This is a genomic window from Winogradskyella luteola (assembly GCF_019203985.1).
GTDB classification, from domain to species: domain Bacteria; phylum Bacteroidota; class Bacteroidia; order Flavobacteriales; family Flavobacteriaceae; genus Winogradskyella; species Winogradskyella luteola.
The window spans coordinates 204,273-219,347 of sequence record NZ_JAGSPD010000002.1 but is presented as its reverse complement, the minus strand read 5'-3'; the positions used below and the strand labels follow the sequence as shown (position 1 = coordinate 219,347).

At 34.3% G+C, this 15,075-nt stretch carries 13 protein-coding genes; 8 read left to right on the top strand and 5 right to left on the bottom strand.

The window, feature by feature from the left end; translation table 11 throughout:
* Nucleotides 1-30 precede the first annotated feature (30 nt).
* From KCG49_RS03070 to KCG49_RS03055, 4 genes are all read left to right on the top strand, one after another.
* Nucleotides 31-789: a DUF481 domain-containing protein gene (locus KCG49_RS03070; protein WP_218544717.1), complete on the top strand. Its 759-nt coding sequence runs from the start codon at nucleotides 31-33 to the stop codon at nucleotides 787-789.
* 140 nt (nucleotides 790-929) lie between these two features.
* Nucleotides 930-2,789: a DNA topoisomerase IV subunit B gene (locus KCG49_RS03065; protein WP_218544716.1), complete on the top strand. Its 1,860-nt coding sequence runs from the start codon at nucleotides 930-932 to the stop codon at nucleotides 2,787-2,789.
* A complete protein-coding gene (locus KCG49_RS03060) occupies nucleotides 2,786-3,259 on the top strand; it encodes a hypothetical protein (protein WP_218544715.1) in 474 nt (157 codons plus the stop codon). The genes KCG49_RS03065 and KCG49_RS03060 overlap by 4 nt, the downstream gene beginning before the upstream one ends.
* The gene (locus tag KCG49_RS03055) at nucleotides 3,260-5,941 is read left to right on the top strand and encodes a DNA gyrase/topoisomerase IV subunit A (RefSeq protein WP_218544714.1); all 2,682 of its coding nucleotides are present in this window, start codon (nucleotides 3,260-3,262) and stop codon (nucleotides 5,939-5,941) included.
* Between the two features lie 166 nt (nucleotides 5,942-6,107).
* Here the strand turns inward: KCG49_RS03055 and KCG49_RS03050 are convergent, their stop codons facing one another.
* The 3 genes from KCG49_RS03050 to KCG49_RS03040 are packed head-to-tail and all read right to left on the bottom strand — an operon-like array spanning nucleotide 6,108 to nucleotide 7,698.
* Nucleotides 6,108-6,893 carry a TerC family protein gene (locus KCG49_RS03050; RefSeq protein ID WP_218544713.1) on the bottom strand — a complete coding sequence of 262 codons (786 nt, stop codon included), beginning with the start codon at nucleotides 6,891-6,893 and terminating at the stop codon, nucleotides 6,108-6,110.
* A 5-nt stretch (nucleotides 6,894-6,898) separates the two neighbouring features.
* A complete protein-coding gene (locus tag KCG49_RS03045) occupies nucleotides 6,899-7,288 on the bottom strand; it encodes a hypothetical protein (RefSeq protein WP_218544712.1) in 390 nt (129 codons plus the stop codon).
* Nucleotides 7,289-7,329: 41 nt separating this feature from the next.
* Nucleotides 7,330-7,698: a helix-turn-helix domain-containing protein gene (locus tag KCG49_RS03040; protein ID WP_218544889.1), complete on the bottom strand. Its 369-nt coding sequence runs from the start codon at nucleotides 7,696-7,698 to the stop codon at nucleotides 7,330-7,332.
* A gap of 302 nt (nucleotides 7,699-8,000) precedes the next feature.
* Here KCG49_RS03040 and KCG49_RS03035 point away from each other — a divergent pair, with 302 nt between their 5' ends.
* The 3 genes from KCG49_RS03035 to KCG49_RS03025 all read left to right on the top strand — a co-directional run bounded on the left by KCG49_RS03035 (nucleotide 8,001) and on the right by KCG49_RS03025 (nucleotide 10,290).
* Nucleotides 8,001-9,155 carry a M14 family metallopeptidase gene (locus KCG49_RS03035; protein WP_218544711.1) on the top strand — a complete coding sequence of 385 codons (1,155 nt, stop codon included), beginning with the start codon at nucleotides 8,001-8,003 and terminating at the stop codon, nucleotides 9,153-9,155.
* Nucleotides 9,156-9,220: 65 nt separating this feature from the next.
* Nucleotides 9,221-9,700, top strand: coding sequence for an Lrp/AsnC family transcriptional regulator (locus KCG49_RS03030; protein WP_218544710.1), 480 nt, complete (start codon nucleotides 9,221-9,223; stop codon nucleotides 9,698-9,700).
* Nucleotides 9,701-9,774: 74 nt separating this feature from the next.
* A complete protein-coding gene (locus KCG49_RS03025; RefSeq protein WP_218544709.1) occupies nucleotides 9,775-10,290 on the top strand; it encodes a DinB family protein in 516 nt (171 codons plus the stop codon).
* Here the strand turns inward: KCG49_RS03025 and aroB are convergent.
* Nucleotides 10,287-11,363: a 3-dehydroquinate synthase gene (gene aroB / locus KCG49_RS03020; protein ID WP_218544708.1), complete on the bottom strand. Its 1,077-nt coding sequence runs from the start codon at nucleotides 11,361-11,363 to the stop codon at nucleotides 10,287-10,289. The two genes, KCG49_RS03025 and aroB, sit on opposite strands and share 4 nt — an antisense overlap.
* A 102-nt stretch (nucleotides 11,364-11,465) precedes the next feature.
* Between aroB and KCG49_RS03015 the strand changes: the two genes are divergently transcribed.
* Nucleotides 11,466-12,638: a proline dehydrogenase family protein gene (locus tag KCG49_RS03015; RefSeq protein ID WP_218544707.1), complete on the top strand. Its 1,173-nt coding sequence runs from the start codon at nucleotides 11,466-11,468 to the stop codon at nucleotides 12,636-12,638.
* A 55-nt stretch (nucleotides 12,639-12,693) separates the two neighbouring features.
* On the opposite strand, the gene KCG49_RS03010 is transcribed toward KCG49_RS03015, so the two are convergent.
* Nucleotides 12,694-15,057 (bottom strand): GumC family protein, encoded by a 2,364-nt coding sequence (locus tag KCG49_RS03010; RefSeq protein WP_218544706.1) that lies wholly within the window; start codon nucleotides 15,055-15,057, stop codon nucleotides 12,694-12,696.
* Between the last annotated feature and the right edge of the window lie 18 nt (nucleotides 15,058-15,075).

Genomic DNA, 15,075 nt, shown 5'->3' with positions numbered 1-15,075 from the left:
GTAGCTTAGTTTCAATTTAAATAAGTTGAGATGAAAAAGTACCTTCTCTTTTTTTTAGTTTTCCCTAGTTTAATTTCGGGTCAAATCAATGAGAGTGATTCATTAAACATCAAGGCCAACTTATCTTTAACAGGCTTATGGCAAGATGGCAATGTCGAAACCTTAATTTTTAGAGGCCGAACGGATTTTAGTGTTAAGCCTTGGAAAAAATGGGTGTATAAAAACACAAATTCTTATGTCTATCAAGAATTCGGAAAAGAAAAAGCGGATTCAGATTTTTTAAGCCTTAACTTTTTGTATTTCAACCCTGAGCAGAGACTTTACCCGCAGGTATTGGGCTTTGTAAGTACCAATTTCCGTAGGGAAATAGAATTTCGATATCTGTTTGGTGCTGGTGCTACATATCAAATTATTAAACAGAAAAAGCATTGGCTTAAAGCATCGTTGACTTTTGAATATGAGGAAACCGATTTTAAAAGCAGTGTGTTTAACAATGCGGATTTCAATGGTAGCAAAACCATAAATACATTTAGAGGTACGCTTTGGGTCAGTGGTAAGTACGAATTGTTTAAGAAAAAGGTGGTGCTGAAACACGAAAGCTACTTTCAGCCTTCCTTATCTCAAAGTGATAATTACCGTTGGCGAGCAGACTTGAGCGCAGAATTTCCCTTGTGGAAGTTTCTGAGTTTTAAGATTAATTATCTTCAGATGTACGAGAGTATTGTGATTCAAGATCAAAAAGAGGAAGATCAGTTTTTAACGTTTGGTTTTACGCTTAAAAGCTTTTAGTTAACGGTATTAGGAATTACAGTTGTAAGTACGTATGTATTTTGCTTCATAACTTGTTAATTACTTTACCATAACCATATTTCATTTTTTAAGGTATAGTATTATATTAGCATTCTATCAAAATTTTCGTCCTAATTTCTATGGCAGAACAGACTAACTATACTGAAGCTAATATTCGCTCACTCGATTGGAAAGAACATATCAGAATGCGACCTGGTATGTACATCGGAAAATTGGGTGATGGCTCGTCTCCAGATGATGGTATTTACATTCTCTTAAAAGAAGTGCTCGATAACTCTATCGATGAGTTTGTTATGGGTGCTGGTAAAATCATTGAAATTTCTATACAGGGAGAACGTGTTATTGTGCGCGATTATGGTCGTGGTATTCCCCTTGGTAAAGTTGTGGATGTAGTATCTAAGATGAATACCGGTGGAAAGTATGATTCGAAAGCCTTTAAAAAGTCCGTTGGTCTTAATGGTGTTGGTACCAAAGCGGTAAATGCCTTATCAAATTATTTTAGAGTAGAATCGACCAGGGACGGTAAATCTGCCTCAGCTGAGTTTGAACAAGGAAATCTCACCAACGAGGAACTATTAGATGAAACCAGCCGACGAAAAGGAACAAAGGTCACTTTTATTCCAGATGATACTATCTTTAAAAATTACAAGTATCGTAACGAGTATGTTATAAAAATGCTGAAAAACTATGTATATCTCAATCCTGGATTGACCATAGTTTTCAATGGAGAAAAGTACTTTAGTGAAAATGGATTAAAAGATCTTTTATCCGAAAATATTAGCGAAACCGATTTACTGTATCCTATAATTCATCTTAGAGGAGATGATATAGAAGTAGCATTGACGCACAGTAAAACACAATATAGCGAAGAGTATCATTCGTTTGTAAACGGACAAAATACAACGCAAGGCGGAACACATCTTGCAGCATTTAGAGAAGGTATTGTAAAAACCATCAGAGAATTCTACGGTAAAAATTACGATGCGTCAGATATTAGAAAGTCTATTGTTTCTGCAATTGCCATAAAAGTAATGGAACCCGTTTTTGAAAGTCAGACAAAAACCAAATTAGGTTCTACGGACATGGGAGGCGATTTGCCCACCGTAAGGACTTATATCAATGATTTTGTAAAAACGTATTTAGACAACTATCTACATAAAAATCCGGATACGGCAGAAAAGATTCAGCGTAAAATTCTTCAGGCTGAACGTGAGCGTAAGGAACTATCAGGAATAAGAAAGTTAGCTAAGGATAGAGCAAAAAAGGCAAGTCTTCACAATAAAAAATTACGTGATTGTAGAGTGCATTTTGGCGATACCAAGAACGAAAGAAATCTTGAAACCACTTTGTTTATTACCGAGGGTGATTCGGCTTCTGGTAGTATAACAAAATCTCGTGATGTTAATACACAAGCGGTTTTTAGCCTAAAAGGAAAACCATTGAACAGTTATGGGTTAAGCAAAAAGATTGTTTATGAAAATGAGGAATTCAACCTATTGCAAGCTGCTTTAAATATTGAAGAATCTCTCGAAGATTTAAGATATAATAATGTGGTTATTGCTACAGATGCCGATGTAGATGGCATGCATATTCGATTATTGCTGATTACGTTTTTCTTGCAATTCTTCCCTGAAGTTATAAAAGAAGGCCACTTGTATATACTTCAAACGCCATTGTTTAGAGTGCGTAATAAGAAAGAAACAATTTACTGTTATTCTGACGAGGAACGTGTTAAAGCTATAGAAAAACTAAAGCCAAAGCCAGAGATTACGAGATTTAAAGGTTTGGGTGAAATCTCGCCAGATGAGTTTAAGCATTTTATTGGTGAAGATATACGTTTAGATCCTGTGATGTTAGATAAAGATATGTCTATTGAAGAGTTGCTGTCTTTCTATATGGGTAAAAACACACCGACCAGACAAGAATTCATTATTGAAAATCTTAAGGTTGAACTAGATGTCATAGAAGACGCAGTATGAGAACCGACAACAGAAAAGTAAAAAACACAGTTGTTTCTATCTATTTTCTATTGATAGTCTTTGCCATATTATTGGCGACTGTATTTAAATCATTAGAGTTTTTTTCAGATAGTACGTTCTTTGTGTTTCTGGGATTCTTTGTGTTATTGGTTATATTTCATTCCATTGCTGGTTATTTCGAATATGATAGTGATGGTGCCAAAATCATTATACTCAACAAAGGGCTAATCCTAACAGAATATGTCAATTACAGGGAAAACAAGATCGAATTTACTAGACAGCAATTGGTTGGATTTAAGATAAGAAATTACATTTTTTATAAGTCTTTGGTGGTTTTGGTTAAGACTTATGATGGAAAAAAAATAAAAGAACGCTTTAATGTTACGCTTCTAAAACCAAAGAAGTTAAAGTACGTAAAGCAATCACTTAGTAAAACAGTAAAAGCAAACAGAAAGCTTAAACAAGGATAGATGGCAGAAGAACATGACGAAATTTTAAATGAAGACAACAGTAACCAGGAAACCATTACCAAGGTTACAGGAATGTATAAAGATTGGTTTTTAGATTACGCTTCTTATGTAATCTTAGAACGTGCTGTGCCAGCCATAGAAGATGGCTTTAAGCCAGTGCAGCGCCGTATTATGCATTCTATGAAAGATTTAGACGATGGCCGTTACAATAAGGTAGCAAATATTGTTGGGCACACCATGCAATACCATCCTCATGGAGATGCCAGTATCGCCGATGCCATGGTACAGATTGGTCAAAAAGATTTATTGATTGATACTCAGGGAAACTGGGGAAATATATTAACGGGTGATCGAGCGGCAGCATCTCGTTATATTGAAGCACGCTTGTCTAAGTTTGCTTTAGATGTCGTTTACAATCCAAAAATAACAGAATGGCAAGCCTCATACGATGGCAGACGAAAAGAACCAATCAATTTGCCAGTAATGTTTCCGTTACTTTTGGCACAAGGAGGAGAAGGTATTGCTGTAGGTCTGTCGACTAAGATTTTACCGCATAATTTCATTGAACTTATCGATGCTTCTGTAAAACACTTAAAAGGGAAACGATATACTATATTTCCTGATTTTCCAACAGCTGGTATAGCTGACATTACCAATTATAATGATGGTTTACGTGGCGGAAAAGTAAGGGTAAGAGCCAAAATTGCCCAACATGATAAAAATACACTTGCCATTACCGAAATTCCTTTTGGCACTACAACATCGTCATTAATCGATTCTATTTTAAAGGCTAATGATAAAGGTAAAATCAAGGTTAAAAAAATAGAAGATAACACAGCTGCAGAAGTAGAGATATTAATTCACTTACCTTCGGGATTATCACCAGACAAAACTATTGATGCGCTTTATGCATTTACAAATTGCGAAACGTCAATTTCACCTCTAGGGTGTGTCATTGAGGATAACAAGCCATTTTTTGTAGGTGTTTCTGAAATGTTGCGCCGTTCTACAGATAACACGGTTCAACTTTTAAAGCAAGAGTTAGAAATAAAATTAGGTGAGTTTGAAGAACAATGGCATTTTGCTTCACTAGAGCGTATTTTTATAGAAAATAGGATTTACCGCGATATTGAAGAGGAAGAAACTTGGGAAGGTGTAATCAAAGCTATTGACAAAGGACTTCAACCCCATGTTAAGCACTTGAAGCGTAAGGTTACTGAGGATGATATTGTTAGGTTGACGGAGATAAGGATTAAGCGTATTTCAAAATTCGATATAGATAAGGCTCAGCAAAAGATTGATGCTTTAGAAGATCAAATTGCTGAGGTTAAGCATCACCTTGCCAATCTTATTGAATATGCCATTGCATATTTTGAAAGACTTAAAAAAGATTACGGAGAAGGTAAAGAACGCAAAACAGAGCTTCGTGTTTTTGAAGACGTAGATGCTACCAAAGTTGTTATTCGTAATACAAAACTTTATGTTAATAGGGAAGAAGGCTTTATTGGAACTTCTTTACGAAGAGATGAATATGTTTGCGATTGTAGTGATATAGATGATATTATCGTCTTTACCAAAGAAGGTAAAATGATGGTAACTAAAGTAGATTCTAAAACCTTTATCGGTAAGAATATTATCCATGTGGCTGTATTTAAGAAAAAGGATAAGCGTACCATTTATAATATGATTTATCGCGATGGTAAAAAAGGGCCATCCTACGTAAAGCGTTTTGCCGTGACGAGTATTACGAGAGACAGGGAGTACGATTTAACCAATGGAGATAAAGGTTCGGTAGTTTGGTATTTCTCAGCCAATCCAAATGGTGAAGCTGAAGTTGTTACGGTATTGTTACGCCAGGTCGGAAGCATAAAAAAATTAAAATGGGATCTCGATTTTGCTGATATTCTTATAAAAGGCAGAACTTCAAAAGGGAATTTGGTTACAAAATATTCCGTTAAGCGCATAGAGCTCAAAGAAAAAGGCGTGTCTACTTTAAAACCTCGTAAAATCTGGTTTGATGATGCGGTTCAGCGACTTAACGTTGATGAGCGTGGAGAGCTAATTGGTGAGTTTAGGGGAGAAGATCGACTTTTGGTTATTACACAATCTGGAATTGCAAAAACCATTATACCAGAATTGACGACGCATTTCGATAGCGATATGATTGTGCTAGAAAAGTGGATACCTAAAAAGCCTATTTCGGCTATTTATTACGATGGAGAAAAGGAGCGTTACTACGTTAAACGTTTTTTAATTGAGCAAGAAGGTAAAGAAGAATCCTTTATTTCTGATCATCCCGATTCGCAATTAGAAATTGTTGCCACGCATTGGAGACCAATGGCAGAAGTGGAGTTTACCAAAGAACGCGGTAAGGATAGAAAGCCAAATATGGAAGTGAACCTAGAAGAGTTCATAGCAATAAAAGGAATTAACGCATTAGGTAACCAATTGACCAAAGATAAAATCAACCAAGTGAGTTTGTTAGCTCCATTGCCTTACAAAGCTCCAGAAGAAGTGCATGCAGACGAGTTGGAAGTAGTTGATGAGCAAACAGTTTCGGTAGATTTAGAAGTCTCTAAAGATTTAGGGCAAAACGAGAAACCAAAAGAGAGTCCGTCATCAAATAAAGATGATGATGAGAATTTAGATATTGATGATACAGGTCAGGTGACTTTGTTTTAATAAAAAACTATAATTGTACCCGCCGTTATACATTTTAAGTGGAAAAATCCGATAATACGTCAGTTCGAATGGTTTTGAGGACGAAAATTCGTATCGAGACTATTATATTAGTAAAATCACGAATTACATCAAATACACAACAGTTTGAACTATAATTTTATCGCCACTAAAGTTTCTTTTTGGTTTTATGATTCAAAAACTCCACAAACAAGGAGAATGCTATAGCGAAATAGAGATATCCTTTTGGAATAGCGCCTACAGATTTTCCTAAAAACTCTGTATGAGATAAATGCGCTGCTTCAGTAATAAGCATAAAACCAATAAGAATTAAAAACGCCAAGCCTAAGATTTGCATACTGGGATTGCGGTCTATAAACTTGCGTATTGGATTGGCAAACCCAATCATAACCGCAATGGAAATCATAACTGCAATGATCATAAGTACCAATGTATAGTTATTATTTGGATGCAAACCATTGGTCATACCTACGGCTGTGAGTATAGAATCTACAGAAAAAATAAAATCGATAATCAAAATTTGGGTAATGGCCTGTGATAGTGATTTTATAACTTTGGATTTTACGCCATCTTCATCATAAGATGGGCTCTCTACTTTTTCTCTTATTTCAGAAGTACTTTTATAAATCAAAAATAGACCACCCATAAATAGAATAATTGCCTGCCAGCTAATAGCTACAGTTAACCAATTCAATTCAACAGTATAGAAAGGTTCACTTAGTCCCACCAAAAACGAAACAAAGAACAAAAGAACAATACGCTGCACCATGGCCAATAGAAGACCAATATTGGTAGCCTTGTTACGTTGCTCTTTGGGAAGTTTATTTGCGGCAATGGATATAAATACAATATTATCGATGCCAAGGATAATTTCTAAAAACGTTAGTGTAATCAATGCCATTATAGCATCAGAGGTCAATAAAAAGTCTAACATGATATTCAGTTTATCTTATGGGCGACACCTTTTTCTATGCGTTGCGGTAGGTTGGGTTTATCTACCGCCAGTTTATATTCAAATGTGTATGAAGATGCACCGGTAGTCGACAAGATTTTCATATGGATGGCTTCTTTTTCAGCATTGGTTTTTGGATTTAGCTTTTTGAGGATAAACTCACAATCATTTATCCAGCGTACAGAAGAGGTGTCTGTTGTGTTTTCGTAATAATCAATATTCAAAGTCTCTGTACGGATAAATCTTCCAGTTTTTTCAATACCGTCAATAGTGTAGTTAAACTTAAACTTACCAGTTTTAAATTCGCTGCAGTTACGCTCTACATCGTAGCAGCCAAAGGCTATCATTAATAGTGGAAATAAAAAAAAACGTTTCATTCTTAGTCTTTGTACAAAGGTAATGAATAGCGAAATTAAATTTAAGGCTTGTAGCTTTTAAAAGTTCCATCCTTGTAAAAAATAACAATCTTTTCAATATCTGAATTTATTTCTGATTGATTTGAGGTTGTGTCTTGAGTTGTATCTGTAAAATTTGAACTTGGTGATTCTGAAATTTGGTTGGCTTTAGGAAAACTGCCTTTTCCATTCAATAACCAATACAATTCAACTTCGGGATAGGAGTGAAGTACTTTCATTACAAAATCTAAACTGGGCTTATTTCTTCCGGAGAGAATGTGAGAAATACTAGAGCGTTGCACACCAATTTTTTCGGCAAAACCTGAAGCAGTTTCATCGTAAAAATCAATGACTTTTTGTAATCGTTCTATAAATTCAGTAGTGTTGACCATTGTAAACTCACTATTATCTATAAATAACGATACAAATGTAAACAATAGTATTTAAATACGTTTATAGTTTGAATAAATAATCTTATTAATTTAAATTAAAAGTTTGATTTTAGTACATAAATATCTGATATTAAAATAATTAAATTCAATATATATTATGTGTTAAATTTTTAGCAATAGAACTAACGTTTTGTAATGATGAGTCGTGTTAAATTGTATAATATTGTAACATTTTTATCGATTTTTATTGTTTACAATTGTAAAAACACAAATGATTACATTTGTAATCAATTAATTTTTTAATGAAATCCGAACATTTAAATAGTCTATATTCTTTAGTAAAAAACCCAAAATTATTTGGGCGTTATATCACCAATTCTGATATCGAAAAATGTCTAGCTAAGTATCCTGATTCTATAATTTCTACTATTGGTTATTCTGTGGAACAAAGACCAATTTATAGTTTAAAATTTGGTACGGGACCAAAGAAAATATTATTGTGGTCCCAAATGCACGGCAATGAATCTACAACTACAAAAGCCTTGTTTGATTGCTTTAATCTCTTTTTCACCAATAATGCGATTCCCAATCTTATTTTGGAGACTTGTACTTTATTGGTAATTCCTATTTTAAATCCAGATGGTGCTGAACGCTATATGCGTTTAAATGCTAATGGCGTAGATTTAAACAGAGATGCCCAAGACCTATCACAGCCAGAAAGTAAATTGCTTAGAGCGGTTTTTGATGACTTTCAACCTGACTTCTGCTTCAATCTACATGGCCAACGAACGATATATAATGTAGCCACGAGCAATGTGCCTGCTACGTTGTCCTTTTTATCACCTGCACAAGATAAAGAACGGTCATTAACACCGAATAGAAAATTGGCTATGTCCATCATTTCAAAAATTAATGATTTGATGCAAACTGTAATACCAGATGGTATAGGGCGTTATGACGATGGTTTTAACCTCAATTGTGTTGGTGATACATTTCAGAATCTTGGAGTGCCAACACTATTGTACGAAACAGGTCATTTCACAAATGATTATAAACGAGAAGAGGTAAGACGCTATGCATTTATGGCCATTTTAAAAGGTTTGTATACTATAGCTGAAGGTGTTGGCGAATCTGGTTATAAAGATTATTTTAACATACCTGAAAACGGCAAATTATTTTACGACATCATCATACGGAACGCAAGGCTTAAAGAAAATGAAGATATTGTAACTGACATTGCAATACTGTATAAAGAAACATTATTTGATGGTAAAATTGAGTTTGTACCTATTGTGGAAGTCATTTCAAATTTTGAAGGTTATTTTGGGCATCGCGAAATTGATGCCAAAGGAAATTTACTTATTACATCGGAAAAATCTGAACTAAAAGTTACTAACGAAATCGATTTCGTAGTGATAAATAATGAAAAAATCGCACTAAAACCTTTAAATAATTAAATTTTGATGCATATTTCTTAAATAAAATGTCTTAATTTTGCATTATCACTAATAATAATTGATTTATGGGAAAGTTTAAGTTAGACGAGATAGACCACCAAATTCTTGATATGCTTATTGATAATACGCGTATTCCATTTACAGATATTGCAAAAAAATTACTGATTTCTGCAGGTACAGTTCATGTAAGGGTTAAAAAAATGGAAGAGGCCGGTATCATTAAAGGGTCATCCTTAACTTTAGATTATAAAAAGTTAGGCTATTCATTTATAGCCTATGTTGGTGTTTTTCTTCAGAATACATCACAGACCAAATTTGTATTAGAGCGTATTACCCAGATTCCCTATGTAACGGTTGCGCATATTACAACAGGAAAATTCAATATTTTCTGTAAAATAAGAGCGCAAGATACCATGCATGCCAAGGACATCATTTTTATGTTAGATGATATTGAAGGCGTTTATAGAACAGAAACGATGATATCTCTAGAGGAAAGCATCAACGATAAAAAGCGATTAATGCATACTATTTTCAACGAACTTTAATGTAAAATTTATATAAAGACTATTTTAAAGCTCTTAGTTATTTCTTCTAAGAGCTTTTTTATTAAATTACATCAATGATTTCAGACCAACTCCATTCAACAGAATACAATCCTTATTACAAGCCTTATATCGATAATGCAGCTGATATAGATATTGTAAAAGGACTAAAATATAATCTTGATACGAATATAGAATTCTACTCAAAAATACCTTTACTTAAACATAGCTACGCTTATGCAGAAGGTAAATGGACAATTAAAGACATCCTTTTACATATTGTAGATACAGAACGTATTTTTGCCTATAGGGCATTGCGCATCGCCAGAAAAGATAAAACACCTTTAGCAGGTTTTGAACAAGATGATTATGTAGCAAACGGAAATACTAAAAGTAGGAATTTAGAAAATCTTTTAAGTGAATACAAGACGGTACGACAGTGTACAATTGCACTTTTTGAAAGCTTTGAAGCAAATCAATTAGAATTTATAGGTGAGGCTAGTGGTTCACCCATATCGGTTAGGGCAATTGGCTACATTATTACTGGCCACGAAAACCATCATAACCAAGTAATAACTGAACGTTATCTTTAAGTTAGGCTATTATAATACATAAAAGCTTCGACAATCAATTCATTAGTAACCTGACAATCAATTTTTGGTTGACCGATGGCTTCTAATAGTACAAATTTTACGATACCATGACTATTCTTTTTATCATGTTTTAAGAGATCAATAATTATCTTCTGGTCGTTTTTATCAATCTCTACTTTCGAAAACGTTTTTAAGATACCTTCGGTTATCTCTTTTAGCTCTTGATCTGATAAACTTTCGGATTTATTGGATATAAAACTTTCTAAAATCATTCCAATAGCAATGGCTTCACCATGCAATAAAGGTGTTTTATCTGCATTGCCCAAAAAATAACTTTCTATGGCATGGCCGAGTGTGTGCCCGAAATTAAGAATCTTTCTTAAACCTTGTTCCTTAGGATCTTCAGTAACTACCTTGTTTTTTATGATAACAGAATCGTATATAAGACCGTCTAATTCTGAAATGTCCAAATTTTCAAAATCAATCAAGCTTTTCCAATAGTTCTTATCATAGATTAAGCCATGTTTAAGCATTTCGGCATAACCAGAAACCATTTGATTAGGAGGCAATGTTTCTAAAAAGGAAGTGTCAATCAATACCATGCTGGCCTCACTGACAATTCCAATTTGATTTTTCAACACTCCCAGATCAACTCCTGTTTTTCCGCCTACAGACGCATCAACCATTGCTAATAATGATGTTGGTATATTAATATAGTCTATGCCTCTCATGTACGTGCTTGCCACAAAACCACCCAAGTCCGTAACGACGCCTCCGCCTAAATTGATGAGTAAGCTCTTACGATCTGCATTGTACTCAGATAGGGCTTCCCATACGCCTGTACAAATATCGATGGTCTTATGATCTTCACCTTCGGGCATCTCCATAACTTCAACTATAATATCACCAGACTCTAATTGCGCTAAGAAATTAGGTAGGCAAAAGTTATGGGTATTTGTATCTACAAGAACGAATATAATTGAAGGGTTGGTTTGCTTTATATAAGCATTTAACTCCTTGTAAACCTTGGTGTTAAAGTGAACTACGGAATTTTTGGTTGTTATCGAAGTCATATATTAATTGAGCCAAAATTTGAGCTGTTAAAATTACTGCCTTTTTTTAGAAAAAAGTAAGCTAAGGTTTAAATATATTTGTAATTATATATTTCCCATCAAATGATAAACTACTCACTCTTTGAAGACACCGGCACTGCGTTTGCCTTAAAATCTGATTCTGAATTAGAACGTGCCTATTTTTTGTTCAAAATGATTTCCTCACAGCCTTTGGTACGTATTGGTACAGCCGCAACTAATTTTGCGCTCAAAGCCAATTTACCGGTTGAAGGTTTAATTCGTTCTACGGTTTTTGACCATTTTTGTGGTGGAGTTAGTGAAGAAGATTGTTTGCATGTTATTGACAAGCTATATACAAAAGGTGTAAGTTCTGTATTGGATTATTCTGTAGAGGGTAAGGAAACAAAAGATCAGTTTGATAATGCACTAAAGAAGATATTGAAGATTATTCGATTTTGTGATGAGAGAGAAGCTATGCCAATCGTAGTCTTTAAACCTACTGGTTTTGGACGCTTTTATCTGTACCAAAAAAAGACTGAGGGTATTGAGTTTACTCAGGAAGAACAAGAAGAATGGGATAGAATTGTTGGAAGATTTGATGCCGTTTGCAAACTCGCAAAAGAGAAAGATGTCGAGGTTTTAATTGACGGAGAGGAAAGTTGGATGCAAGATGCAGCAGACGACTTGGTTGAAGATATGATGCGTCGCTATAATAAAGATAAAACCATAGTTTACAATACGTTGCAGACCTATCGATGGGATCGCTTAGATTACCTAAAGAAACTACATCAACGTGCCAATAATGGTGGGTTTAAAATAGGAATGAAAATTGTGAGAGGTGCCTATATGGAAAAGGAGCGCGAAAGGGCAGAGGATAAAGGCTATCCATCACCAATATGTGAAAACAAAAAAGCGACTGACGATAACTTCAACAACACATTAAAATATATTTTAGAAAACCTTAGTGATATTTCTGTTTTCATTGGAACGCATAATGAGGAAAGCTGCTATCTGGCAATGGAACTCATGGAAAAATTTAATGTCAACAAAAAAGATAATAATGTATGGTTTGGACAATTATACGGTATGAGCGACCATATTAGTTATAATTTGGCAGCTGCAGGCTACAATGTGGCTAAGTATATTCCCTTTGGACCGGTAAAAGATGTGATGCCATATTTAATAAGAAGGGCAGAGGAGAATACTTCTGTTGCTGGGCAAACCAATAGAGAACTTTCTTTATTGAAATCTGAAAAAAGGCGAAGAAAACTATAAATGCCTCATCTGTAAGACAAGGCATTTTTTTTATTTTAGATTTTTGAATCTTGAATTAAGAAAATTGATACCACTTCTTTTTCTTATTTGGGTTATTCCCATAGCCGTAACCATAGCCATAACCTTTCTTTCCGTGTTTAACGCCATTTAATAGCATTGTCATATTTGGTAATCGCTTCTCGTCGTATAACGTTTTAGCAACATGCACAAGCTGTCTTTTATCAACACCATCCGCACTGACAACATATATAAACATGTCTGCATATTTAGAAATCAGCAAGGTGTCGCTTACCAAACCAACGGCAGAAGTATCTGCAATGATATAATCATATTTCTTTTCAAAATGCTTAAAAAGTTCCTCAACTCTATCGCTCATCAATAATTCTGATGGATTAGGTGGAATAGTACCAGATGGTATGATATCGAAGAAACTATTGTCCTTTTGCTTCATTACTATATCTTGAGGTTTAACAGAGTTGTCCGCTAAGAAATCTGTCAGTCCTTTTTTAGGCTTTTCCTTTATATCCAAATAATCCAAAATTTTTGGAACCCTGATATCCATTTCTATTAATAAAACAGATTTGTTGGAATAGGAAATTGAAGTTGCCAAATTAGTGCTTGTGTGGGATTTGCCTTCTTGCGCCTTTGTAGATGTAACAAATAGTTTTTTAGCTCTACCGCTAACACCTTTGAGCATAAAATCTACATTAGATCTTACGATTCTAAACGCTTCAGCTCTAGGTGAATAATCCGCTTTTTTTACCAGCTTCATCTTTTTAGGCGATTTTGGAATATCACCCAAATATGGTATATCTAATATATTTACCAAATCGTCTTTTCTATAAAGTTTAGTATCCAGTAAATCGGACACATAAATTAGACCTAAAGGAATCATGAGGCCAAAAATAAACGATGCCAAATATGTAATTGTTTTATTTGGAGCAACAGGTTTGTACGACGAATATGCGCTGTCCACAATTTTAGCACTTGGTTGGTACATGCCAAGTCTAATGGCAGATTCCTCACGTTTTTCTAATAAGTACAAGTAAAGCGATTCCTTAATATCTTGTTGCCTTTGGATACCTCTAAATTTTCTTGCCTTTGATGGTGCCGCATAAAGTTGTCCGCTGATTCTATTGCTTTCGGAATTTAAGTTGTTTAATGTCAATTCTGATGTTTTCTTTATACTGCTTAATGAGCTTTCAAGATTATTTTTTAACGCATCGATCTGATTATTTAATTGAACAACCGTAGGGTTTTTTGCGGTAGAGGTTTTTAGTAGCTTATCTCTTTTTGCCACTAAATCATTATGACTTTTAATGATCTGAGCCGTATTAGAGTCGCCAATACCAACATTAGCAGGTAGCATATCACTAATTTTATTTTCATCATTCATTTCTTCCTGTAAATAAGAAATCATTTGAATATTAGTGGCTGTGGTAGAAATCTGCTGTTCTAGTTGCTTCTTGGCTTGTAAGTTTAGATTGGTCTGTGAGCCCAGATCCGTAAGATTATTTTGTTGCTGTATCTGCTGTGCGTTAGATTCTACTTCTCCCAATTCTTCTTGTACTTGCTCCAAACGTTTATTAATAAATTCTGAAGTTACTCTCACAACCTCTTCCTTATCGTGTAAGACATCATTGTTATATTCAATAATGAGTTGATCTAAGAAATCGACAGCTTTTTGTGCGACAGTTTCTTTTAACTCTAATTCGACAACACTAGAACCTTTTTCGGTAAAAGCACTCACGCTTTTTTGATAATGGCTTACAAGTTTTACAACAGGAGTAATTGTAATTTTAAGATTACTGCCTTTTCTAGGAGCATGAGAGCCTACATTGGGTACAACAACAATACCTCCATAACTTGTTTCGATTTTGTCTCCAAACGCATAAACTTTACCTTCAGACTCATCTCTGTCTATAAATGATTTGCCATCATCTTTAAACAAGATAAATTCTGTATCCGATTTAATTTTTAGATAAAGATTTGCTTTTGTATTATGTATAACGGAGTCGCTTTCAAAAAAACTTACACTCACAGGCGGGTTAACATATAGTTCTTTTTCCTTTATTTTGCCCTGTTCAAAAACTCTAATGTTTAAGTTTAGCATTTTGATGATGTTCGCCATCAAAGTACGCGATTTTATAATCTGAATTTCATCCTTAATCTTATCTGTACCACCAGAGAATAAGCCTTCACTATTTATTTCTTCAATACTAGGTAATTTATTGGCTTGCTTTTCATCTCTTATTTTAATAGTTGCCGTAGCCTTGTATTCATATGTTGTATATCGCAAATAAGTAAAGCCTAATGCAATAGCTAAAACAACACAAAGCACTATCCATTTCCAATAGGAAAGGAAAAGCTCTATTCTTTGTTTTATATCTGCAGTTACTGAATTTGGTTTAGATTCCATGAAGAATATGAATATGAA